The sequence below is a fragment of the Gimesia aquarii genome, assembly GCF_007748175.1.
GTDB lineage: Bacteria > Planctomycetota > Planctomycetia > Planctomycetales > Planctomycetaceae > Gimesia > Gimesia aquarii_A.
Genome location: NZ_CP037422.1, coordinates 431,152 through 454,004 on the forward strand (window position 1 = coordinate 431,152; position 22,853 = coordinate 454,004).

Consider the following 22,853-nt stretch of genomic DNA (forward strand, 5'->3'; position numbering starts at 1 on the left):
GTTTCAAAAAAGGCTCAAATCTGCTGAACAGTAATTCTGTTAACAGAAATTAGCGCTTCCGCGATCTTTTCAAGTGGATCTAGCTAGTTTCTTGCCACAATTCTAACCGTTTCGTTGTGAGACCCTGGAAAATTTGTCACAATGGGTTTTCAGTGCGAATCACTAGGGCTGTCAGGTCCTACATCCCGCCAAAGCCCAGCTATCATCTGGCATTTGCAAACCCGCCTGTAATAAAGACTCTGTCAATTTAGAAAAGATGACTTATGAGATACGCCATTTATGGATTGGTTGTTGTGCTGATCATCCTTCACCAGGATAACTGGTTATGGGATGACAAAAGACTCATCTTGGGATTCATGCCCATTACCCTGTTGTATCAAGCGGGGATTTCTGTTGGGGCTGCCATTGTCTGGTTTCTCGCGACAAAATTTGCCTGGCCACATCATCTCGAAGAAATTGCTCAGGACGCCCCTGCCCAGGAAACAGGAGAAACAGAATAATGACACAGTTAGTCATCATTGGAATCTATTTGAGTTTACTGCTGTGTCTGGGTCTGTTTTCAAGCCGGTTGTTTAGAGGGACCAGTAAAGACTACATGCTGGCCAGTCACTCGATTGGTCCCTTTCTATTATTGATGTCTATATTCGGTACCACGATGACGGCCTTTGCGTTGGTTGGTTCAAGTGGTGAAGCTTACAAAGAGGGTGTCGGCGTTTACGGTATGCTGGCGTCATCCAGTGGTATCATTCACTCGCTTTGTTTCTTTCTCCTGGGAATTAAACTCTGGTCCTGGGGGCACAAACATGGTTATACCACTCAGATTCAATTTTTCCGTGATCGACTAGAGAGTGATCGCATTGGAATCATTCTGTTTCCGGTTCTGGTAGGCTTAGTGATCCCCTATTTATTGATCGGGGTGATGGCATCCGGGGTGGTCATCAGCAGCATTACCGAAGGCGCGTTCGAGAGCTCTTTTGCTGCCTACGATTATGGGATCCCTCCCTGGCTTGGTTCTCTTGTGATTAGTATGGTCGTTCTAATCTATGTCTTTTTTGGGGGGATGCGTGGAACCGCCTGGGCGAATACTTTTCAGACCTTGGTATTTATGGTTCTGGGAGTCGTCACTTTTTTCGTGATTTCGAATAAACTTGGTGGTCTCGATGCTGCCAGTCATGCGGTGCTGGAAAAGAACCCTTCCAAACTGATGCGGGCTGTCGACCCGAAAGATCGTGAACGATATGCCGAAAATTATAAACGTTGGACGTTAATCGCCAAATATAACTATGCCCGACGTGTTTTGAAAACGCTTACACTGACTCCTGAGCAAAAAGCAGAGGCGTACAAAGAATTCAAGCCACGGATGCCTAACTGGCAAACAGTAGCGGAAGCGATCTATGCCAGTAAAAATAATTTATATGATCTCACAAGTGAGCAAGTCAACAAGGCCCTGTTGAAGCAGGATGATCGAGTGATGCCGGATCCGTTTCCTGAAAAATGGAAAATGGGGTTGATGTCGCACCATGACCTACGGGAGTATCCTCGTAAAGCCAATGCGGAAAAAGAGAAGGCGATGTTGATTTTTGCCGATAAGGTGGGGCATCCCAACCAGGATCTGGATCCGAATGATCCTTCCAAAGGAAAAAAGTGGACGATTAAAAAAGCACTCGGCGTTTATCGGGCCAGTAATTGGGCACCAGATGCTCCTCACCCCATGAGTAAGCTGGTGTTCTTTACCTATTTCTTCGTACCCCTTTCGGTCGGTATGTTTCCTCACTTGTTTCAACATTGGCTCACGGCTCGAAGTGCTTCGACATTCAAACTACCTGTGGTTGCACATCCACTCTTTATCATGATCGTATGGGTTCCCTGTGTTCTGGTAGGTGTCTGGGCTACCTCTGCGACTTTGAATGGCGCGCCGATGTTTCCACCTCACTTCCCCGCGAATGCGGTTCTGGCGGCAATGGTGAAAAAGATGACTTCGCCCGTATTGGCAGGTTTCTTAACCGCCGGCATTCTGGCAGCGATCATGTCGTCTCTGGACAGTCAGTTCTTGTGTATTGGTACCATGTTTACAGAAGATATTGTCGTCCATTATGGTGGAAAAGATCGTTTTTCCGATAAACAGGTTGTCTTGTTAGCGCGGCTCTTTATTATTTCAGTGGTAGCCATTACCTATGGATGCAGCTTGTTGGAACCGCGGCGCGTCTTTACATTGGGGGTCTGGTGTTTCAGTGGATTTTCCAGTTTGTTCCCGATTATTTTTGCGGCTGTCTACTGGAAAAGACTTACAAAACCGGGCGCGTATGCGGGAATTCTGGTTGCCATTGGTTCCTGGTTGTATTTGTTTAAAGAAGCCGATTATGCCTTAAAACCCAACTATACTTTTCTGGGGATGATGCCTGTTGCCACGATGGTCGTTGCTTCCGCAACGGCTATGATCCTGGTTTCCTTAGTGACTAAGCCGCCCAGCAAAGAAACGCTGGTTCGTTTCTTCCCTGAAGACTAAAACCGTTGAGCTTTACATGTCCTGTACTTTTAAAACAACTCGTCGTGTTGAATTTCACGAAACGGACATGGCGGGGATTGTCCACTTTTCTAACTTCTATAAGTATATGGAACAGGCCGAGCACGAATATTTTCGCTCTCTGGGCTTGACGATTGTAGATACTCAGCAGGATGGCTCTGTCATGGGCTGGCCTCGTGTCTCAGCAAAATGTTCGTTTGAGTCACCCGTTTATTATGGTGATCAACTTGAAATTCGTTTGTTTGTGGAACGTCTCGGTGTAAAATCACTGACGATCGGATACGAATTCTGGCGAGATCAAACCAAGGTTGCCAAAGGGCGAATGAAAACGGTCTGTTGTCATTTCACGCGAGGTAATCCTATGCAATCGATTGAAATTCCGGAGTGGATTCAAAAGAAAATCGAAGACTCCCAAGATCACCCTGAATAGTTTGTTTGACAAGAACCAAGATGAATGACTCCCACGCGCCATTAATTGTTCGCGAGTTAACCAAAGCATTTTCAATCGCTACAGAGTCATTGCCGATTCTCGCCGGAGTGAACTTTGCTCTCAATGAAGGCGAAGCACTGGCGATCACTGGGCCATCTGGTTCAGGGAAAAGCACGTTGCTCTATATTCTGGGAGTTCTCGATACACCCACTTCAGGAGAAGTCATTCAATTCGGTCAAAACCCATTTGAACTTAATGCCAGTCAGCAGGCTGAATTTCGTAATCAGAATGTCGGATTCATCTTTCAGGATCATCACTTGATGCCTCAGTTTTCGGTTCTGGAAAACGTTTTGATCCCGACGATGGTTCACCAGGGAACGACCAATGAAGCAGAAGATCGTGCCAAACATCTGCTGGAACGAGTGGGCCTGCACGATCGCATGCATCATCGACCCGCACAAATCTCAGGAGGCGAACGACAACGTGTCGCCGTCTGCCGGGCACTGATTAACAATCCACGTTTGTTATTAGCAGATGAACCAACGGGAAATCTCGACCGCAAAAATGCAGAGTCCATTGGCAATTTACTGCTCGAAATTAATCAGGAGCAAAGTACGATCTTAATCTGCGTGACTCATAGTCGCGAACTGGCGACATTGTTTCCCAAACATCTGGAATTACGTGACGGTCTGCTGGTTTCGGAGACCAACTGAACGTCCCATTAGAAATCATCGATAAGAGTTTGTTCCATGAATCAAGCCCGATTTGTTATCAAAAGCCTGTTGTATTACTGGCGCACAAATTTGGCCGTCTTGTTGGGAGTCATTGCTGCTACTGCTGTCATTGGAGGAGCTTTGATCGTTGGTGATTCGGTTCGAGGCAGCTTAAGACAGATGACACTCGATCGATTGGGTGAAATCGATTATGTCGTCTCCGGCCATCGTTTCTTTCGCGAGCAACTGGCTACGGATCTCAAAAACTCAGCAAAACTACCAGCTGACATCAAGACGATTGCTCCCGCGCTCGTACTTAGAGGCAGTCTTGAGAAAAACAACAAAGATCAGCACCTGCGTGTGGGCCAAGTCAATATCTTTGGCACTGACGAACGTCTCTGGTCTCTGCTGGATCATGAAACAGAGATGCCGTCTCCTACGGGAGACGAGGCCATACTCAATGCACGGGTGGCACAACAATTAGAGGCTTCAGTCGGTGATGAAATCACACTCTGGATTGAACTCCCCTCTGCCATCCCCCGTGATTCCCTGTTAGGTGAGCGAGAAGAACAGTCGGTCGAAATCACTCTCACGGTCAAAGATATTCTTACAGAAACATCCAAAGCAGGACGACTGGCTCTACTGCCTAACCAGCAACTGCCGCTGGACCTGTTTCTTTCATTAAAAACACTTCAGGCTGCTTTGGATCTGGATGAAATCAAACCTTCGCGTCGTAACCCAGAATCACGACCCGGTCGAGTGAATTCTTTGTTTTTCAGTTCAGACACTGAAACAGCAGGTAGATCGTTCGAAGCATTACAGACGGCACAAGACTTGGATACTGCGTTGAAAAGCGTATTGACGCTTGAAGATTTGAATCTCAAAATCGTTCCGAATGAACCATTTCACTATCTCTCGCTGGAAAGCGAGCAGATGATTCTGGATCCGCAAATTGAGCAGGCGGGCCTCGAAGCAGCAAATAGTTTGCATCTGGATCAATCCCCGGTGATGGTTTACATTGCGAACGAAATCAGTCATCCCCAGCAAAAAGAGGAAAATCAAAAGCCGCGATTCTCGATGTATTCTGTTGTCGCCGGTGTCGACTTTTCAGAAAAGGCGCCCTTTGGGCCCTTCGTATTTAAAGGTGAAAAACCAAAGCTTCCTCTCAAAGAAAATGAAATTGTTCTCAATCAATGGTTGGCGGACGATTTGAAAGCGAAAGTCGGCGATTCCATTCGCATGACCTATCACGTGGTTGGCTCGCGAGGAGAACTCCCGGAAGTCGAAAAGGCGTTTATCGTTCGTGGAATTGTGACCCTCGATGGAACTCCCGCTGCTGACCGAAAACTGACACCTGATATGGAAGGCATTACCGATGCGGATACGTTCGGTGATTGGAAGCAACCCTTCCCCATGAAGTTGGACCGGGTCACGGAACGAGATGAAGCGTACTGGGACAAATATAAAGCGACCCCCAAAGCGTTTGTTGCTTTGGAAACAGCGCAAACATTATGGAACAGTCGTTATGGTAATCTGACATCCCTGCGGGTGAGCCCTTTGCCCGACAGCTCACTGAAAGAAACAGCAGACAGATTTGGAACAGAACTCCTCACAAAGATCGATGTTTTTAAAACAGGACTTACGGTTCAGCCCATCAAGTTTTTTGGTTTGATGGCTGCCAGTGGGACAACTGACTTCACGGGACTGTTTATTGGCTTCAGCTTTTTCATCATCCTGTCAGCCATTATTTTAATCCGTCTGTTATTCAAATTGGGAATTGACCGTCGTGTTTCCTCCATCGGACTCTTAGCGGCAATTGGATTTACTCCGCAACAAGTTAAACAAGTCGTCTTCAAAGAAGCATTAGCAGTGATTCTGTTAGGGGGAGTGTTGGGAATCATCGCGGCCATCGGATATGCCTCGTTGATGCTGTATGGCTTGAAAACCTGGTGGATCGGTGCGATTGGGACACGCTTCCTGTTTCTGCATTTGACGGTCACCAGCCTTGGCGTAGGAATTCTGATTTCCGTTTTGTGTTCCGCATTTGTTACCTGGCGCGCGATGGCAGAACTGAAACGGCTCTCGATACGTAGCCTGCTTTCCGGTGTCAACTCGCCTGAGTCAGACAGCGCCAAAGATGCTCGACGTATTGGATATCTCTATAAAATTACTTTCGGACTGGCATTGGTTTTGATACTGGCGACCGTCTCCGGGCTCATTCCACAAACAGAAGCTTTTTCCGGTTTCTCTTTGCAGACAGTTTCCTTCTTTCTGGTAGGAACGCTCGCATTGGTATCCAGCCTCTCCTTTTTATCAAGCAGACTGCGAATCGAATCGGCAATCCCAATTCAAGGCAGAGGTACAGGAGCCTTAATCAAACTGGGAATTCGAAATGCCGGTCGGTTTCGACAGCGTAGTGTTTTAACCACAGCGTTGATCGCATCAGCAACGTTTGTGTTAGTCTCCGTTGCTGCCGGACATCGTAACCCGGCTGTTGAGACTCCGGAACTCAATTCGGGGAATGGTGGCTTTACGCTCGTTGCAGAATCAACGTCTCCTTTGATCTTTGATTTGAATACTTCCGAAGGCCGCGCGAAAACTCTAATCAACATTCCCGATGATGAATCGACACAACAATTATTGAGCGAGATGAAAGTCATTCCCTTTCGTGTCAAACCGGGAGAAAATGCAAGCTGCCTGAATATTTATCAAACGAGTGTTCCCACCATATTGGGAGTGCCTCAAGAATTGATCGAACGAGGCGGCTTTAAGTTCGCAGACACCCCCGGAAAAAATCCCTGGGAATTGTTGAATGAAAAACAGGACGATGGCTCGATTCCCGCCCTGGGTGATATGAATACGTTAATGTATAGCCTGCATAAAGGAATTGGAACGACAGTAGGGATTCCTTCCGACGAACGGCCCGAACACAAATTAAAAATCAAAGGCATGTTTGATGGTAGTATTTTTCAAGGGGTGTTGTTGATCTCGGAAGAACACTTTCAAAAACTCTTTCCTGAACAGGCGGGGTTCCAATATTTTTTGATTGAAGTTCCGCCTCAGCAAGCTTCGCAACTATCGAGTGTTCTCGAAACAGGTTTAACCGAGTATGGATTCGATGCCGATCTTGTTGCCAATCGCCTGGCAGATTTTCTGGCTGTTCAAAATACCTACCTCTCTACCTTTCAGACATTAGGAGGCCTGGGATTGCTTTTGGGTACCCTGGGGCTGGCAACTGTAATGCTGCGCAATGTCGTAGAACGACGAAGCGAATTGGCATTGTTACGAGCGGTCGGAATGACAGGCGGCAATGTTGCGTTGATTGTACTTTCAGAAAATGCTTTTCTATTAATCTGGGGTCTCGTTTCTGGAACCGTCTCGGCATTATTAGCAATGCTGCCACATCTGCTCTCAACAGGCGCCGATCTTCCCTGGGAAAGTGGAATCTTGATTCTCTTAGCGGTGCTTATCACAGGTATGCTCGCCGCATTACTGGCTGTCGTTGATGCCATCAGGGCACCTATTTTGGCTACCTTGCGGGCGCAATAAGAGTTTGTACAGAGTCGCTTTTTACTGTTTCATACAAAATTTTGTGGTTGTCAGGTGAAGGAGATCTATAAAGTTACTATCATGATGATCTCTCTTTATTACGATTCGAAACGCTCTCTCCTTTCACAATCTCAGGAGTTTTAATAATGTCGAAATGGGCTGTTGTATTATTGTTTGTCGCGGGTGCTGCGCTGTCCTGGGGTGTTTATGTTCCTCTGGTTCACGTCGCTGCCCAGAAGTTGCACAGTAATCTGAGAGCGTTTTTGTTTGTGGGGGTCGCCTATTTTCTGGTTGCCGTTTTGATTCCGGCGTTCTTCATTTTTGTACTGGGTAAAGATCCAACGGTTAAAGGAATTCCCAACTTTAATTTTGGTCCGATCATGTGGGGCATCGCCGCGGGGACTGCCGGTGCCATCGGCGCGCTGTGTGTGATTTTTGCGGTGACGACAGGTGGAAAAGGGGCCGCCATTTATGTAGCGCCACTTGTGTTTGCCGGTGCTCCCATCATCAATACCATCGCCACAATTACCATTTTCCATCCTACAAAAACGCTGCCTGATCTGCGATTTTTTCTGGGACTGATCCTGGCCGCAGCCGGAGCAGGGATGGTCATGATCTACAAGCCGGTCGACAAACCCCAGACGCCTCCGGCCGTAGAAGAGAAAGCGGCTGACCCTGTCGCCAACGACGCGGGGACCAGTTAATGGTATCGGTTTCAACAAAGTCTGAATCCTTTTATTTTTGTTGATTTTCACAGTGCGCTTTGACCATATCCATATCCATCCCCACAGCTTTCGCAACCATGCCTTTGATGAGTGGGTTCATCAATCGCGGCAGGAACTTGTAAGCCCTGGCCTCCATGATCAGGGTTAAATTCGTTTTTCCATTTTCTGATCTGACTGTAAAAAGCGAATCCCACACAGTCCCATGACTGTCGGCCACCATCCGCACACGATCATTTTCGACGTACTCGGTGACTTCTAATTCGGTCGCTGCTTCTTTGCCCTTCATGAGTCGCGTTTCACGAAAGCGAGTTCCAACGCCTGTTTTAGATTCCGTCAGAAACTCAATCTTAACAATATGCGGAACCGCTTCGGAATACTGACTGATGTCAGCAACGGTGTTGAAAACGTCTTCCAATGGTGCATCAATGGTTCGCGTCATAGTCGTTCGAGTCATAGCATAATCTCTGCGAAAAATGTCCTATATCAGTTACCACAAGAGTTATAAATAATTAACAGGTTGACCTTCTTTTACATACCCATAAACTTTGAATCCATGTTCCGTTCGATGACCGGGGACATGGATTCTTTTCAATTCTGAGAGAACAATTGAATCCTCTTCGGCATTCTCTGTTTTGATTTCTACCCATTCAATCCAGTCATAACCTTGCTCAGAAAAATGGTAAAACCATTCACCGTCCCAAGACGCAAGATAGCCATTTTCAAGACAACGCGTGCGCCACCTTGGACAAAAATCTTTGATCCCATACATCGCCATTTGCAATTCACGCCACTTAGTGTTGTTCATAACAGATTGCACTATCCGTTCTCCTTTGCAACTTCATGGTCGTGGTTTATGCCAGGATTCTGGAATCCTTCCCTCTTTAACAGTGATCAGCCATTTCTCCAAACGGTCTTTTCCCGACTCCCAGAATTTTGCACAAAGCACCAGGTATTTGAGAACCACATCTTTCTCACCTTCCTGAAGCAATTCTTTCGCTAACGACATATTGGGACCGAAGGAATTGAGTTGTGGTGAACCTGAAGTATTTCCAGCTTTCAACAAATGTTCCTTCGCTGTTTTAACATCACCAGCGGCGAATGCAATTCTTCCGAGAGTAATGTTACCATGATGAATATTATCTCCACTATTCCAATCGGAGCCGTCCTTGCTCAGCATGATTTCAGCGTACTCCTTGGCTTTTGTAGTTTCTTGAGCTGCCATGGCTGCATTAGCGAGTTGTGCAAGGAGTGCAGCCTGTTCTATACCTGACGATAGATTGTAGGAAATTTCTAGCTGGTCCAGCGCTCTTTTAGCTTCAGCACGTTCATTGTTACCAGACTTTTTTATGATGTTCAGCGAATAAAGTTGTCCTAGCTCAGCAGACCATTTTGGATTGTTCTTATCAAGAGACTGTGCCTTTAGCAGTGATTCTTCTGCCAGTTCTGGATCTGTTAGCATGAAAAATTTTGCTGCGTTTTCAAGTAGCTGCAAATTTTCGGGATCTAGTTTCAGTTGATCTATCCAAGCATTCTTGCCTTGTGAGTAACCGACTGCATTTATTTTTGCGAAGAGCAATCCGAAAGGGAGTGCCAGAATTTCAGATTCTGGTGCGTTCTGTATTAACCACAAGACGCTTTCTTGATGTGCTTTTTGCATAGAGGGGTCTTCAAGTTGTTTGTGAAAATAGTAACCTAGGAGCTTGGTACGAGAGTTAATATCGCGAGGCTCCTGATTCACTTGTTTTTCTAGTGATGCCGCCTCTTCTGCCGTCAGTCTACTTCCACTCATGGCAAGACTTCGATTACTCACAACGCCGCACCTTTCATCATTCCATAATTGGTTGGACTGAGCTTGATTGAATATGGGTTTCTTTATTTGTTTGATCTGGGATAGAAATAGTATTTCTCACTGTGTGATTGATTGTAACATTCTTAGATTCATTTAAGCCAATGTTAATTTATATGTCAAATTTTGATCTACGGGAGTAACTACATCACTACACATGCAGTGAGTGCCTTCATTCACGAGAAAAAAAGCTTGACTTTTTCGGGAATCTTCTCATTCCATTTTCTCCTTGATTTTCAGTGAATTATTTGTACTTGACACTCTCGCGCCTTTCACGAAACTCCCTGTTTCTGCGTCGCGCGCGCGAGGTGGTTTTTTCTGAATACTGCACATCGCGCTTAACTTCCTGTTCTTCACTATCAAATGACCGGTTTTTTCCAGCTTTTCACTGGAACAACAGGAACCGGTTCCCGCTGTCTCGTATGCAGTTGCTCGCTTTGAGCACACTTTCCGATAGTTCAAGTAACACAAAGTCTCAATTCTGAACCACATCTCAGACAATAACGCGCAAAAGTTTCTGTTGACCGCCCCGCGCCATCCTGCATGATGTAACCAACTCAAAAACAAGGTTATGAATGTAATGAAGCGAAACACATACATGACGGATCTTCCCATGAAAAACGAATTTCAAAGCCATGACCGCAGAAGAACGCGAAAGTACTTACCAGCTGCTGCAGATCAATCTGACTAAATTAGCCTGGAAACATGATACGAAATAGCGCCCAGCAACTCGAACTGAAAATCGGTCAGTGCACAGAGAGAATCAACTAGTAGAGTAATAACACCACTCGTATCAATGGGTCTGTTTGGTGATGACTGTTGGTTCATTATTTAGGCTGGGTATATGGCGCATAACCATATGTAATTGCCTGAAATCATATTAAGGAGCTGGTAAAAATGACCAGGCGGCATAGGCCATGGCCAGCAAAGCAATGACTGAGAGTGTGGTCCACCCGGAGCGTAGCGCTTTAATTAACTTTTCTTGTGCATCGCTTTCGTTACGTTGTATGGCGCCCAGGCTCAGAAGATACTGACGCAAGTCCAAGGCTAAAAAAATTGCTCCCAGGGCTCGAAGCAGAGGCATAAAAAAGATTCGCATTTCTACAGAACTGTGAATGAGACCTAACCCAGGTCCCACTTCAGATCGAAATAAAATCACAAACGTTGCCAACGATAATAAACTGAAGAGGATCAGAAATACGAACACAATGATCGCCTCAGTCCGTGTGTTAACCAGAGCATAAAGCGGATGTTTTGATTCTTCATTTGTGAGCATTGTCTCCGTAGATGCCATCACCGGGACTCCCAAAACGAGTAGTAGAATTCTTATTCTATAGAGTAGAAACTTTAACGTATCCTTTCATGCCGTCTCTGTCTACGGTTTACATATCAAAACAAAGAACTGCAGACAGTCAACAGTAAGATACAAGGGGCAAACCCATGTGTTCGCCCTCTGCTATCTGTGGTCGGATACGTGGGTCCGATCCTATATCATGTTTTCTGCTTTTGAAGAAATGGGTTCAGGACACCTGTGTTGAGACGCGCATAAAAAAACGCATCCTGTTTCAGGATGCGTGATTCACTCTTGATTGATCGCTCAGTCAATTTTGACAGTGATTACTGATTGTTCTGCAAGCGGGACAATCGTGCGCGGCGTTCGGCACGTCGTCTATTTCTTCGGTTTTCATCGCTGGGCTTTTCGTAGTATTCTCGACGTCGCATTTCTTTTTTGATACCAGCGTGTTCAACAATCTTACGGAACCGTTTTACTGCCTCCTGAATTGATTCGTTTTCTCGTAACCGAAGCTTAACCACTCAAATCACCTTTTCTTTTCCTGATTGCAATAAAAGTTTGTAAACATAACCATTTGAATATACATCGTCTCATCGAAGATGAGAATTCAGACGTTTTTTAGCTAAAGCGGGTCCACTCAACAGACCTCGCGCTTTTGGGTGGGGAACGATAAAGATAACAAAACAGGCTACTTCTGCAAAGTCAAAGAGCAGAATACTCGCTGAAAAACCTGAGAACTGATCGCGTGGATAGTTCTATTCGGCCCTTAAAATCCCTAATCGTTGCAATTTTGACTGACATTCATCTCGTTCACGACTTCGTTTGAGCGATTTCCAGGTTTCATCCTGAGCCGCAAGGAACTCTTCTTCGGAAAAAGGGGGGACCATCGATTTCTCAGCCGCAGAGGCCATCAAACGTTCCAACACACCTTTATCCAGACGGGTCAGGAACATGGCTCCCTGTCGGTAATCTTCAAAGGCTTCCCAGACTACGGGAAACAGCGGTTTGACAATCTGTTCTCCAATGGCGCGGGAATATTCCTGAATCTCCCACTGGGCATGTGAGTCCATGCGCAAACTGAGAAAATGAATCAGGTTATGCAAATCAATTTTCCAGTACGCCTCGGTATACGTGGCCAATGGCAAATCTTTGCGGGCCTGCTCTCGTGCCACTCCAGCTTCCAGGCGGGCTTCGTAAACGGCACGGGCATTCTGTTGAAATTCGGTTTCTTCCGCCGTCAGTTTGGTACCAATTTCATCTGGCAGCGGGGCATCACTGCCCTGTCGATTGTTGGTAGCCTGGGCGCGCCATTCGCCGGGAAGCGTTGTTTGTGCAGAGTCGATGGCCACGGAATAGCGGGTGCTGTATTCATTGACGTTTGCGGTGCGGTGACGAATCCATTGTCGCCAGCAATCCATGGGGACCCGCACCAGAAACTTGAGTTCGGCCATTTCAAACGGGGTACTGTGTCGATGTCGCATTAAATAACGGATCAAAGTTCGGTCATCTGATACGCGTTTGGTTCCCTCTCCATAGCTGACACGGGCTGCCTGAACAATCGAACTGTCATCACCCATCACATCTACCAGACACACAAACCCGTCATTGAGCACGGGAATCTTTTTCCAGCGCAATTCTTCAACGAGATCAGACCGCTCCGTCATCGGGGAAACTCCCACCATTCATAGAAAAGATCAATTGAGCTTAAAATCCAACAGCAGTGATATCATTCTGCCTTTGAAATCTATCAGACATTCAACAGCCATTTATAGTCAACCGACAACGCAAACGACACCTTACCGGCCCGTGTGTCTGCCAAAATCCATAAATTCACTCACCATTGACACCGTTTGTGAATCTGGTCAAAGCATGGAGAGTCGGGACGTAATGTCCACTGTCCGGTTTTCACGTGAGGATTTCAGAGCCGCCAGTAAAATTTCGGTGACATGTCTGGCGGTTGCGGCATTGGACAGGGGAGGTTGAATTGCCTGCCGAATACAGGTCGCCCAATGCTGATGTGAATTCTGATGAGGATAGCGGGACAAATCGATGGTCTCTTCGATGAGGGGAGCGTCTTCATCCACATTGGAACTGGGATAAAAATACTGCAACGATTCCGCCTGCCGACTACTTACAATTTTGCCGGCTGTCCCATGCACGGAAAATTCATATGTGCGTGCGGCATCACACCATCCGGTTTGTGCTGTGCCCAGCGCACCATTTTCAAACTCCAGAATCATGGACGCGGTATCTTCCAGACGCGTGGGCTTGGCCACTGTTTTGAGTTTAGCGGTAATCGATTTCACAGACCCCACCACGCCGACCAGATTCGCGATCGCGTACACACCCATATCAAACAGAGCGCCGACGTCTGCTTGATCGGCGTCGAAAAACCAGAGATCATCCGTGGGTTTCTCTTCGAGAATTTCCTGAATGCCCGCGTAGTAGACTTCAGGTCCCCCATGACTTGAACGTGCCTGTGCCGAAGAGATGGTTCCCAGTTTCTGATCTTGAATATAATCGCGGGTTGCCAGCACATGGGGATTCGACATATACGGCAGCGCGAGCACGGTCTGGTTATGATTCTCAGTCTCTTCCACAAAGGCATCGGCTTCGTCCATCGATGTGCTCAGCGGTTTTTGCATGTAGACATGTTTGCCCGCCTTGATGGCTTTGATTCCCCATTCCACATGCAGCGGATGAGGTAACGCAATGGCAACCGCATTGATGTTGTCATCATCGATGACCTCCTGATAGTTCTGAGTCGAACGTGGAACGTTGAACTTTCGACAGAGCACATCCAGCCGCGATTGTTTGCGGCCGGCTAACATCACAACTTCACAATCATCCACCGTCTGGAGTTCAGGGAGATGCATCTTGGCTGCGATGCCCCCTGCACCGATAATCCCCACTTTCAAATCCTGCATTGTCTTCTCCACAAATTTCACATTAAGTGCCACACAATATGAATTTAGTTTCTTCATTTTGGGTGAATGTGTAAAGCATGCCACCGTTCAGAGCGTACTATTGTGGTATATTTGCTTTATTTCACGAAAAGATTTCGCAATAGTAGTATCGCGGAGATGGTTTGCAGCAAGTCGATATGAAATCAAGTGACAGACTGAGCCACCAGCAAGACTTCATTAGCGGCATGCTGGCGTTAAAACCGTATGCTGATGGGAAACAGGAATGATCAATGAAACGATTCGCCGTTTGAGGTCTCACTAGCACTCAGCTTCCGGTTTTTGACCAGCGACGATGAGATTCCAGGTTAACTTGCGAAGTGCTATCGCTGGCAATCGTTCTACAATCTTATCAGTAAAACACGCGAGATACGAAAATGGGGTGGATAGCCATTGGGGACTGAGGGGCACCTCAGCAAAAGGAGTTGAGAACAGACCCTGTGGTAGGATTTGCACAGAACTCAAGTTCGCCCGTTCACAGGCATCCTGAAGTGATCGAGCCGTCAATTCTTTCTGTTCTGCAGAATAGTGCGTATCGATGCGCTTACGGATTCGTCTGGCAACAGAAACCAGTGGATTTCCAGGCTGTGGTTCATTGGCGATGAACCAGCCTCCCGGCTTCAGCAGTTGAACGGTACTCTTGAGCATTGAGTCAAGATCGTCGAAGTGGTGCAAAAGCCCAATCGCGAATATTAGATCAAACGACTTTCCCGGCTGGAAGTCCTTAATATTTGCCGCTACGAATTCGATTTCTGGTCCTGAATTATGCACACAAGCGTAATGTATCAGATTTTCCGAGTAGTCGACCCCGCAATAACTACCTACGCGCCCCTCCAGGTATTTTGCCGAGAAGCCTGCCCCGCATCCCACTTCTAACACATCAGCTTTGGGGGACATGGGGATGGATCTCAATGTCTGAAAAAGACGATGCCTGCGTGCATGCCGGGTTGCAGTCAGTAAGTCTTTACGGCAATACTTCTCCGCAATTTGATCGAATAACTCACGGTCGCGAGTGGCATGGTCAGTGTCCGCGTCTTGTTGGTTCTGTGATTGCGGGTTTGTATGCTCTTCCATTTTCGAACTGTTCGTTGAATGATAAATCGTTAATAAAAATGATAAGCTGAAAGATCGATGATAGATGACGATGTTGTAAACTGCTCAGAATTTACCACTCGATTCAGAGGCTGTTCATTATTATCGAGATTGTCTGATGTTGCCGAACACAAACTTTCCATAGACAAAAAATTTCATCACAAAGGAAGTTCCCAATACTAACAAAACTCTGACGTAGAAATTCGAAAATTCCAGTGCGCTGAGTGCCAGCAAACTAAGATATTCAAGAATCCGAAACGAACCGTTCGTAATTGTGAAATGAATAAACTGTTTGAGCAAAGGTATTTCAGTTGATAAAAAAACAAACCAGCGACATCCAGAAAAATTAAGAATATAAGTTACTGCCAGTGCGACTGCAAAAGAGATCGACTCAGCAAACCCTAAATAAAATAGACCAAATGCAATACTGAGATTTGTGACCAGGCTTACGACAATCAGAATGATGTACCGCATGCTCTTCATATTAATGAAACTAAAAATTTGCACAGAACTATCATTCGATTTGCAGAAAATTAAAGTCAGAAAGCAATTATGTTGAAGGCTTTTGTGCAATCAAAATTAGTGATTGTCCTATCGGAGGCCCGACGAATCGATCAAGTTTTTTCAGGATGGGAAGCATTCTTTTAATTCTCGCTAATTGCCGAGTTGACATTGTACGCGAGAAGTTCGCTTGTTTTTTCAGAATTCGGCTTTTCATAAAATAAGGGATGACACCAAAAAGATTCATGTAATGTATCTTTTTAATCTGCCATCCAGATTGTGTTGCTTTTTGCTTTAATTCTGACTTGATATAACGCCGGTAATGACCTGAAGCGATATCAACACTACCGTAAAGCCATCGCCCCGCTGGTACTTTTATTAATAAATGTCCACCCGGTTGAACCATTTTAAAAAATTGAGTTAACAGGGCTTGATCGTTTTCCACATGTTCTAAAACATCAAAACAGATAATGGAATCAATTTTCTTGCGCGCGATTTCCTCCATATTTTCATCGAGGTCAAGTTGCGCACATTCCACATTAGCATAGTCGGCGAAACGATGTTGAAGGACTTGCATGTTTTGCGGACTCAAATCAACGGCGAGTACGTATTCTGCATAATGACTTAGTTGTTCCGTTGCATTACCAATTCCACACCCTGCATCTAATACTCTTTTTCCCAGCCAGGGAGCAACCAGCTCGATAGACCATTGATAGTAGGGTGTTAATGATTGCATACGCGAAAGTGCCTCAAGATGCTCTGCCTCTAAGGGGAGCTTTTTGGCCACGGCGTCTACATTGTTGGGATTAGAATTGGTCGACATACAGATGAAATTTCTCTATTTTACAATTGCAATGTCCACTAATTTGATACGAGTTAGTTTTGGCTGCGTTTATCAATCATGTCTGCCAGGAGGGCAAAAAAAGTTGTATTCATACTAAACATTAGCAGCATGATGGTTTTGTCTGTGATATTGTTCAAAATAAAAATGTCGTACATGAACGAAATCATAAAGGCAACGATCTGAATTGCTGCAAAAGGGCCAAAAACTTTAAGAGGAGCGAAGTAGACTCCCAGGCGGATAATCAACTGTAAAAAACGAAGTGTGTCTCGAATTGGTTGGATTTTTGATTTACCAATTCTGCGGGAGTAATTGATGGGCTCATAATGCACACTGTATTTATTTGTCAGGTGTGCCATTGTAATCGTCGTCGTAAAACTGAAACCATCAGGCAGAATACTCAGATACTTTTCTGCCAGGCTCCGTTTAAAGACTCGCAAACCAGAATTCAAATCGGGGATGTTGCGACCGGAAATCCACGAAGCATAATGTTTCAAGAAATACTTGGGGATTTTTCGGAATGTAGAATACTCTACGTTTTCACCTGTTCTCGACCCCACAACCATGTCGTAATCTTTCATACTCGCCAATAAATCACCAATTCGCTCATTGGGATAGGTCCCATCGGCATCGGTAATGACAATGTATTCATAGCTGGCGTGTCGCACACCCGTTTTGAGAGAAGCACCATACCCCTGATTTGTCTCATGTTTCAGAACTTTGATTTCCGGATGAAACTCTTGCAGTGATTGCAGCGCAGCGCACGTACCGTCAGTCGAACCATCATTAACGATAATGAGTTCATGAGGGCCGATCTCGGACAAAATACTCTTCAGCTCAATGACAGCATCAGGCAGTGCCTGAACTTCGTTGAAACAGGGGACGATTACGGTAAATGGATTGGGAACCGATTTCGGTCGATCGCTCTGTTCGAGTTTTTGAGTCAAAGGAGCCATATTCATGATGTTATTTTTACCACGCTAAGATGTTTTGTTCTCAAGGAACCAACATAAGGCGTTCCAAGTAAAAACAGTCCTACCGCCAGATTCATTCCCCGGGCAGGACGAGATGTTGCTTAATCAATGAGCTGATGAAAGGATGCCAGTTAGAGAAATCATACTTCAATAAACGGCGTCATCAATTTTTTAAATCGATTCATAGTTCTTAAACATGTGAAAATCATGATTCGGTTGTATTCAGCGAGGAGTTCAATCAGCAATAATCATGTAAGTGATGCAGGTAAAATTATTCTGACGGAGTGCCACAGGTAATGACAAGAAATTTTTGATGGCAATCGATAAAATATCATTTCGTAGTCATCGTTTCTGGTATTCAAGCGCGGATCATGTTGCAAAAATGCATCATGATGTACCAATTATTTTGAACGGACTTATCGCTAAAAGTCGAATAAGTGTCACAGGCGCTTTTCCAACGCAATTGTGAGTCACTCATTTTTTAAAAGGCCGTCAATGTGATGAGTTCGGTGTGATTCTCTGGTTTCTTTGTAACGGCAGTGAAATGAAATCTACCGTTTTGAGACCAATGTTATAGTGTGAATGAATGGCGATCAAATATTGAGACCTGATTCATTTTTTTTATTACGCAGTGGTATTAATCTGATTTCAGGCTGATCTACTTCAATGATCCAAATTGATCGATCTTTAAAGTAATCAATCAATTTTTTGTTTTTTTCTGGCTCTAATACACGAGCCCAGATGACCTTGGATTCATCGATGTCAGCCCGGTTATAGACCCATTCTTGATGAATGTTATGATCTCGATTGTATTTAACCAGTATCAGATGTTTCCCTCCCATGTCGGCGAGTTTTTTCAAAATTTGTTGCTTTTCAGTAGCCCAACTATGGAATGCCGTGGTTGGATTCGGATTCGCATAACTGGCGGTCATCGTGATTGTTGAAAGGGCAGTCAAAACAAGCGTGATGGCAACTAACATTTTCCCCACAGGACGCCAATTCCTTTTCCACTGATACACATATCTCAAACATTGGATTTGCAGCAAAATTAATAAACAACCAATGGGGGCGATGTAATGAGGATTCCCTGATGTATTCTGAGAAACAGCGCAAACAATCAATAACATTGAGATCAATAGCGCAAATAAAGTCTCACGTTTTCTGAAAAGTGCACCGATACCGCAGAAACAAATTAGAATGATTACATAAGAGCCTGTATAGGTGATATCGAACCTCAATAATTTCATAAACAAGCTCATCTTAACAGATGTAAATTGAAGTTCGAATTTGGGTTCTGCTTGATGAGCGGCCGAATCATAACCGTAAATGATTCGGGGAGGCTCTTTACTGGCAGTTTCTTTTTTTGCAGAAAATATGAGCCCTTCCATTGACGTAGGATAGTATTGATCGACCCACGCTTGATAGGGAAGTGTTGTGATACTTCCTGTTACACGATAGTTATAATATCCCATCCATAAAAAAGCAGGAATTAATATCGCGACTATCGGAATAATAATTCGAGAAACAGCAACCGACCAACCAGGTCTCTGTTTCCCGAATAGCCAGCATAAAAGCGCAATCGCGATCGGCAATGCTGCTAAAAGCCCTTCATAAGGCCGGCTGTTTGCAAGTATGATTAAACCAACACCCAAAATGAACGACGTAGAAATTTGGGGCTTTTTCTTTAAACGCGGATAAGCCCCATATAAAAGGGCACCACCCAGTAAAGCAACTTGACCTCCCCAGTAGCTTTGCCCCCACATAATCAAGAAAGTGGCATTGAGCGTTGAGAGAAAGCCGCCATATACGGCCCATCTTCTTGGGACCCAACCACAAAGCATCCAAAAGATAGCACCGTTTGCAGCAGCCATTGCCAGCCAAGCACCAACTATCGGAAATCCGAACAATACTTGTCCGATTGCAAGAGCGGCTCCTTGTCCAGGAGGATATTTAGCTTGATATGATGGCCTCTGGATAATATGGAAGCTTTCAAAGTGTTCCCAGAGAGGATGTGTTGGATTCGTCAGCCTACCTGAGGCAAATGTGTCAGCCGCAAGCACATAGGCATATTCGTCGTGAACGATCGGATTCGGAAAGTGAATACATAGTCCAAAAAAAAGTTCCATAGCGAGAGTCAGTAATGTGAAAAACACAACTCCTCCCGCCACACTATGAGGCGCTTTGCGTAATGCGAACCTGAAGGCTTTTACAAATTTTAAAGTCAGTTGTTTACAAAATATTGCAATCGCAATTGAACAGCAGACAATAATCAAAGGCAGCAGATTATTCATTTCAACTCGTTTTTGATGTAGCACTTTTGATAGAGAAAAGGCAAAACTTTCATTGAGGGGACTGAAAGCACACAAGTTAGAGTAGGTATCACTCAATCAATGCGGTTTGCTTTGTGGTTGAACTCAAGACACCTGATGACTGAGTTAGTCACTTTCATCAGGATTAAACTTGGTTCGCAGGTTCTATTCATAGATAAGGACAAAAAATATACTGACTGATGGTACTAGGCAATGACAAGGTTTTATTGATTACATTTCACCATTTCAGATCTAATTGGCAGTGATCTTAATACTGGCAGACAATCGTGTTGCATTAATGCATCATTTCCTGCCTACCCCTTTGAACTGATTGATCGATATCAGTAGAATCTATGCCAGCGAACTACATCGTTTGGGTAGATTAGATTTCATACTGCAAAAGGAACTTTAATGAGACAATTTCATCATGTGGGCGTGATTACTGATGAACCACAGCCTAATGAAATCTATGTTTCTGAGACCAAAGTCTATGTAACCAACCCCAATGAGCACCCCTACAAAATTGAATATCTAAGATTCGAAGCCGACACGCCTGTCACGGGACCTGTTCGAGACCAACCCCACATCGCGTTTAAAGTTCCTGATCTTGAGAAGGAGATTGAAGGGGCAGAAATCCTGCTGGGACCGTTTCAGGCGATGGAGAATTTAAAAGTGGTTTTCGTGCTCATCGATGGGGCCGTGTATGAGTTTATGGAATTTACCGACGGCTCTGAATTTGGAGAATTTTAATAATGAGATTCCTGTGCGGCTGCTTAAATTTCAAATGGACATTGATCGCGATATTCTGCTTGAGCGTATGTCATCTCAGTTATGCCGAAGATCCAAAAACACTACGAATTGGAATCATTGGTCTGGATACTTCGCATTCCAGTAGTTTTTCAAAGATTCTGAATCATCCCAAACCGGAATTCAAAGAGTTTCAAGCTTGCAAAGTGGTTGCCGCTTATCCCCACGGTAGTCGCGAAATCAAAGAAAGTTTGGAGAGCGTTCCTAAAATAACGGAACTGGTCAAGCAGCAGGGGGTCGAAATTGTTCCTACGATCGAAGAGTTACTTTCCAAAGTCGATGCCGTCCTGTTAGAAAGCAACGATGGTCGCGTGCACTTGGAGCAGGCCATTCCTGTGTTAAAAGCTGGTAAACCGCTGTTTGTTGATAAACCCATTGCCGGAGATCTGGCTGATGTGATTGCGATCTTTGAAGCGGCCAGGCATTTTAAAACTCCCGTTTTCAGTTCTTCTTCACTACGTTATACCGATGGTGCTAAAGAAATTCGTAGCGGTAAGATTGGTGAAATTATCGGCTGCGATGCTTACAGCCCCTGCCCTGTGGAAACGACACATCCCGATTTCTATTGGTACGGAATTCATGGCGTCGAAACCATGTATACGATTATGGGCCCCGGTTGTGAAACGGTCATCCGCGTGAATACGCCTGAGACAGACCTTGCTGTGGGAACTTGGAAAGAGGGAAAAATTGGTACGTTTCGAGGACGTCGCAAAGCGAATAATGGCTATCAAGGTGGTTATGGAGGGACTGCCTTTGGAACGAAAGGCGTGGCACAGATTGGCAGCTTCAGTGGCTACGAACCATTGCTGGTGGAAGTGGTAAAGTTTTTCCGTACCGGCAAACCTCCGGTATCGAATGCAGAATCCACAGAAATTTATACTTTTATGACGGCCGCTGATATCAGCAAAGCCAAAGGCGGTGTTCCTGTCAAATTACAGGATGTTTACTCAACGACGTTGAAAGCAGCTAAACAGCGACTTGCCAAATATCTGGATTAGGGAAATCGCTGTCACGATCCCTGGTTCAAATTATTCTACTCTGGCTCGATCTCAAATTTGTTTTGGTTAGTCAAACAAAGCGATTCCAAAACAAGTAGATTGCCAGTATCAGACTACAACGCGGGAGATCCTGATCTGCTGAAGATGAGCAATGCCAGCTGGATGCGGAATCTTAAAGATCTTCAGTGAAAGACCTGTGGATCGATTTCATGCTCGCTTGATAGAACCTTGAAGTATCTATCCCGAAGCACGGACCCCGGCTCTCGTTGTGTAGTACAACACTGCGAGTTTGCGAGAGGATTCCCAATATTTATTCAGAAATTTACAGAAATTTGAACGTTCTCCTCTTTTTATATAACCGATCAGTTATATAATATGACTATGAAATCAGCCCATCCAACCTATGACGTCTATACCGCAATTGCTGATCCGACGCGTCGCGCTCTGCTGCTGCGATTGTCGCACGAAGGTGAAAGAAACGTCAGTGAATTGTTGGAACCGTTTTCGATAAGCCAGCCAGCAGTCTCGAAGCATCTGAGGATCCTCCGCGAAGCCGGTCTGGTTCGCAGCAGAAAAAAGGGTCGAGTGCGGCTTTATGCAGTTGAAGCAAGGAAATTACAGGAAGTACATGACTGGGTGTCACACTTCGAGAAATACTGGGACGACAAACTCGACGCCTTGGGAGAGTATCTCGACAAGCAGAAAAATTCAAAGCGGAAGACCTGACTGAAGGGGAATTCAAAATGGTGGCACGTCGGCCTATTACGATTCGCAAGGAACGGTTTTATCCACATCCGCCAGAGGATGTTTGGGCTGCAATCACTGATCCGCATGCGCTCGCAGAGTGGCTGGAGCCGAACGATCATCAGCCGATCGTGGGGCACAAGTTTCAGTTTCGATGTGACCCCGGACTTTGTGGATCGGGAGTCACGGAATGTGAAGTGTTGGAAGCAGAGCCTCCCGTACGACTCGTCTGGAGCTGGGTTCATGTCCCCAAAGATCCGAACCGTCCACGGCCCAAGCCAATGATAATTTCCTGGACGCTATCGCCAAAGGACGGTGGGACAATGCTGATTCTTGAGCATAGTGGCGCCGAAAATATCGACTGGCTGACTCGAAACATGATGCGAGTTGGCTGGGGGTTCATGATGAAGAAGATGATCGCACGTGTTCTATCTCGTGTCCATGAAGGCACGTTCACGCCCGGCGCGATTCCGCAGGAAAAACGTTACTACACCTGTAATACAATACCAGAGAAGTACATTCGCTAGACATAGGAGCGAAGCT

The 22,853-nt window shown here is 45.4% G+C and carries 22 protein-coding genes; 10 read left to right on the top strand and 12 right to left on the bottom strand.

Annotated elements, in window-relative coordinates; all coding sequences use genetic code 11:
• Nucleotides 1–263 precede the first annotated feature (263 nt).
• The 6 genes from V202x_RS01740 (at nt 264) to V202x_RS01765 (ending at nt 7,920) form a co-directional block, all read left to right on the top strand.
• Nucleotides 264–500, top strand: coding sequence for a DUF3311 domain-containing protein (locus tag V202x_RS01740; protein ID WP_145170653.1), 237 nt, complete (start codon nt 264–266; stop codon nt 498–500).
• Nucleotides 500–2,506, top strand: coding sequence for a sodium:solute symporter family protein (locus V202x_RS01745; RefSeq protein WP_145170654.1), 2,007 nt, complete (start codon nt 500–502; stop codon nt 2,504–2,506). The genes V202x_RS01740 and V202x_RS01745 overlap by 1 nt, the downstream gene beginning before the upstream one ends.
• A gap of 16 nt (nt 2,507–2,522) precedes the next feature.
• Nucleotides 2,523–2,954 (top strand): acyl-CoA thioesterase, encoded by a 432-nt coding sequence (locus V202x_RS01750; RefSeq protein WP_145170656.1) that lies wholly within the window; start codon nt 2,523–2,525, stop codon nt 2,952–2,954.
• Between the two features lie 20 nt (nt 2,955–2,974).
• Nucleotides 2,975–3,667: an ABC transporter ATP-binding protein gene (locus tag V202x_RS01755; protein WP_145170658.1), complete on the top strand. Its 693-nt coding sequence runs from the start codon at nt 2,975–2,977 to the stop codon at nt 3,665–3,667.
• Nucleotides 3,668–3,703: 36 nt separating this feature from the next.
• Nucleotides 3,704–7,216, top strand: coding sequence for an ABC transporter permease (locus tag V202x_RS01760; protein WP_145170660.1), 3,513 nt, complete (start codon nt 3,704–3,706; stop codon nt 7,214–7,216).
• A gap of 146 nt (nt 7,217–7,362) precedes the next feature.
• Complete coding sequence (locus V202x_RS01765; RefSeq protein WP_145170662.1) at nt 7,363–7,920, top strand: hypothetical protein; 558 nt, start codon at nt 7,363–7,365, stop codon at nt 7,918–7,920.
• A 31-nt stretch (nt 7,921–7,951) separates the two neighbouring features.
• On the opposite strand, the gene V202x_RS01770 is transcribed toward V202x_RS01765, so the two are convergent.
• The 12 genes from V202x_RS01770 to V202x_RS01825 all read right to left on the bottom strand — a co-directional run bounded on the left by V202x_RS01770 (nt 7,952) and on the right by V202x_RS01825 (nt 19,743).
• Nucleotides 7,952–8,395: an SRPBCC family protein gene (locus tag V202x_RS01770; protein ID WP_145170664.1), complete on the bottom strand. Its 444-nt coding sequence runs from the start codon at nt 8,393–8,395 to the stop codon at nt 7,952–7,954.
• Nucleotides 8,396–8,440: 45 nt separating this feature from the next.
• Nucleotides 8,441–8,758 (bottom strand): DUF6678 family protein, encoded by a 318-nt coding sequence (locus V202x_RS01775; protein WP_232098773.1) that lies wholly within the window; start codon nt 8,756–8,758, stop codon nt 8,441–8,443.
• Nucleotides 8,759–8,779: 21 nt separating this feature from the next.
• Nucleotides 8,780–9,679, bottom strand: a complete 900-nt coding sequence (locus V202x_RS01780; RefSeq protein WP_145170666.1) for a tetratricopeptide repeat protein — start codon at nt 9,677–9,679, stop codon at nt 8,780–8,782.
• A gap of 988 nt (nt 9,680–10,667) precedes the next feature.
• Complete coding sequence (locus V202x_RS01785) at nt 10,668–11,081, bottom strand: hypothetical protein (protein WP_145170668.1); 414 nt, start codon at nt 11,079–11,081, stop codon at nt 10,668–10,670.
• 323 nt (nt 11,082–11,404) lie between these two features.
• Nucleotides 11,405–11,602, bottom strand: a complete 198-nt coding sequence (gene rpsU, locus V202x_RS01790) for a 30S ribosomal protein S21 (protein ID WP_144980715.1) — start codon at nt 11,600–11,602, stop codon at nt 11,405–11,407.
• A 234-nt stretch (nt 11,603–11,836) separates the two neighbouring features.
• Entirely contained in the window at nt 11,837–12,745 is a 909-nt protein-coding gene (thyX, locus tag V202x_RS01795; RefSeq protein WP_145170670.1) for an FAD-dependent thymidylate synthase, read from the bottom strand.
• 198 nt (nt 12,746–12,943) lie between these two features.
• Nucleotides 12,944–14,008: a Gfo/Idh/MocA family protein gene (locus tag V202x_RS01800; RefSeq protein ID WP_197993171.1), complete on the bottom strand. Its 1,065-nt coding sequence runs from the start codon at nt 14,006–14,008 to the stop codon at nt 12,944–12,946.
• Between the two features lie 297 nt (nt 14,009–14,305).
• Nucleotides 14,306–15,118 carry a class I SAM-dependent DNA methyltransferase gene (locus tag V202x_RS01805; protein WP_145170674.1) on the bottom strand — a complete coding sequence of 271 codons (813 nt, stop codon included), beginning with the start codon at nt 15,116–15,118 and terminating at the stop codon, nt 14,306–14,308.
• A gap of 120 nt (nt 15,119–15,238) precedes the next feature.
• Nucleotides 15,239–15,610 carry a hypothetical protein gene (locus V202x_RS01810; RefSeq protein ID WP_145170677.1) on the bottom strand — a complete coding sequence of 124 codons (372 nt, stop codon included), beginning with the start codon at nt 15,608–15,610 and terminating at the stop codon, nt 15,239–15,241.
• A 76-nt stretch (nt 15,611–15,686) separates the two neighbouring features.
• Complete coding sequence (locus V202x_RS01815) at nt 15,687–16,460, bottom strand: class I SAM-dependent methyltransferase (RefSeq protein WP_145170679.1); 774 nt, start codon at nt 16,458–16,460, stop codon at nt 15,687–15,689.
• Nucleotides 16,461–16,513: 53 nt separating this feature from the next.
• Entirely contained in the window at nt 16,514–17,440 is a 927-nt protein-coding gene (locus tag V202x_RS01820) for a glycosyltransferase family 2 protein (RefSeq protein WP_197993172.1), read from the bottom strand.
• A gap of 605 nt (nt 17,441–18,045) precedes the next feature.
• Entirely contained in the window at nt 18,046–19,743 is a 1,698-nt protein-coding gene (locus V202x_RS01825) for a hypothetical protein (RefSeq protein WP_145170681.1), read from the bottom strand.
• A 429-nt stretch (nt 19,744–20,172) separates the two neighbouring features.
• On the opposite strand from V202x_RS01825, the gene V202x_RS01830 reads away from it, so the two are divergent.
• The 4 genes from V202x_RS01830 to V202x_RS01845 all read left to right on the top strand — a co-directional run bounded on the left by V202x_RS01830 (nt 20,173) and on the right by V202x_RS01845 (nt 22,837).
• A complete protein-coding gene (locus tag V202x_RS01830; RefSeq protein ID WP_145170683.1) occupies nt 20,173–20,511 on the top strand; it encodes a VOC family protein in 339 nt (112 codons plus the stop codon).
• Between the two features lie 2 nt (nt 20,512–20,513).
• Nucleotides 20,514–21,566 (top strand): Gfo/Idh/MocA family protein, encoded by a 1,053-nt coding sequence (locus V202x_RS01835; RefSeq protein WP_145170685.1) that lies wholly within the window; start codon nt 20,514–20,516, stop codon nt 21,564–21,566.
• Between the two features lie 375 nt (nt 21,567–21,941).
• Nucleotides 21,942–22,292 carry an ArsR/SmtB family transcription factor gene (locus V202x_RS01840; protein ID WP_232098775.1) on the top strand — a complete coding sequence of 117 codons (351 nt, stop codon included), beginning with the start codon at nt 21,942–21,944 and terminating at the stop codon, nt 22,290–22,292.
• 17 nt (nt 22,293–22,309) lie between these two features.
• On the top strand, nt 22,310–22,837 hold the full coding sequence (locus tag V202x_RS01845) for an SRPBCC family protein (protein WP_145170689.1): 528 nt from the start codon (nt 22,310–22,312) through the stop codon (nt 22,835–22,837).
• Nucleotides 22,838–22,853: the final 16 nt, after the last annotated feature.

Excerpts from the sequence above, each read along its gene's own strand:
- V202x_RS01740 (WP_145170653.1), top strand. The coding sequence starts at position 264 with ATGAGATACGCCATTTATGGATTGGTTGTTGTGCTGATCATCCTTCAC.
- V202x_RS01745 (WP_145170654.1), top strand. The coding sequence starts at position 500 with ATGACACAGTTAGTCATCATTGGAATCTATTTGAGTTTACTGCTGTGT.
- V202x_RS01750 (WP_145170656.1), top strand. The coding sequence starts at position 2,523 with ATGTCCTGTACTTTTAAAACAACTCGTCGTGTTGAATTTCACGAAACG.
- V202x_RS01755 (WP_145170658.1), top strand. The coding sequence starts at position 2,975 with ATGAATGACTCCCACGCGCCATTAATTGTTCGCGAGTTAACCAAAGCA.
- V202x_RS01760 (WP_145170660.1), top strand. The coding sequence starts at position 3,704 with ATGAATCAAGCCCGATTTGTTATCAAAAGCCTGTTGTATTACTGGCGC.
- V202x_RS01765 (WP_145170662.1), top strand. The coding sequence starts at position 7,363 with ATGTCGAAATGGGCTGTTGTATTATTGTTTGTCGCGGGTGCTGCGCTG.
- V202x_RS01770 (WP_145170664.1), bottom strand. The coding sequence starts at position 8,395 with ATGACTCGAACGACTATGACGCGAACCATTGATGCACCATTGGAAGAC.
- V202x_RS01785 (WP_145170668.1), bottom strand. The coding sequence starts at position 11,081 with ATGGCATCTACGGAGACAATGCTCACAAATGAAGAATCAAAACATCCG.
- thyX (WP_145170670.1), bottom strand. The coding sequence starts at position 12,745 with ATGACGGAGCGGTCTGATCTCGTTGAAGAATTGCGCTGGAAAAAGATT.
- V202x_RS01800 (WP_197993171.1), bottom strand. The coding sequence starts at position 14,008 with ATGCAGGATTTGAAAGTGGGGATTATCGGTGCAGGGGGCATCGCAGCC.
- V202x_RS01805 (WP_145170674.1), bottom strand. The coding sequence starts at position 15,118 with ATGGAAGAGCATACAAACCCGCAATCACAGAACCAACAAGACGCGGAC.
- V202x_RS01810 (WP_145170677.1), bottom strand. The coding sequence starts at position 15,610 with ATGCGGTACATCATTCTGATTGTCGTAAGCCTGGTCACAAATCTCAGT.
- V202x_RS01815 (WP_145170679.1), bottom strand. The coding sequence starts at position 16,460 with ATGTCGACCAATTCTAATCCCAACAATGTAGACGCCGTGGCCAAAAAG.
- V202x_RS01820 (WP_197993172.1), bottom strand. The coding sequence starts at position 17,440 with ATGAATATGGCTCCTTTGACTCAAAAACTCGAACAGAGCGATCGACCG.
- V202x_RS01825 (WP_145170681.1), bottom strand. The coding sequence starts at position 19,743 with ATGAATAATCTGCTGCCTTTGATTATTGTCTGCTGTTCAATTGCGATT.
- V202x_RS01830 (WP_145170683.1), top strand. The coding sequence starts at position 20,173 with ATGAGACAATTTCATCATGTGGGCGTGATTACTGATGAACCACAGCCT.
- V202x_RS01835 (WP_145170685.1), top strand. The coding sequence starts at position 20,514 with ATGAGATTCCTGTGCGGCTGCTTAAATTTCAAATGGACATTGATCGCG.
- V202x_RS01840 (WP_232098775.1), top strand. The coding sequence starts at position 21,942 with ATGACTATGAAATCAGCCCATCCAACCTATGACGTCTATACCGCAATT.
- V202x_RS01845 (WP_145170689.1), top strand. The coding sequence starts at position 22,310 with ATGGTGGCACGTCGGCCTATTACGATTCGCAAGGAACGGTTTTATCCA.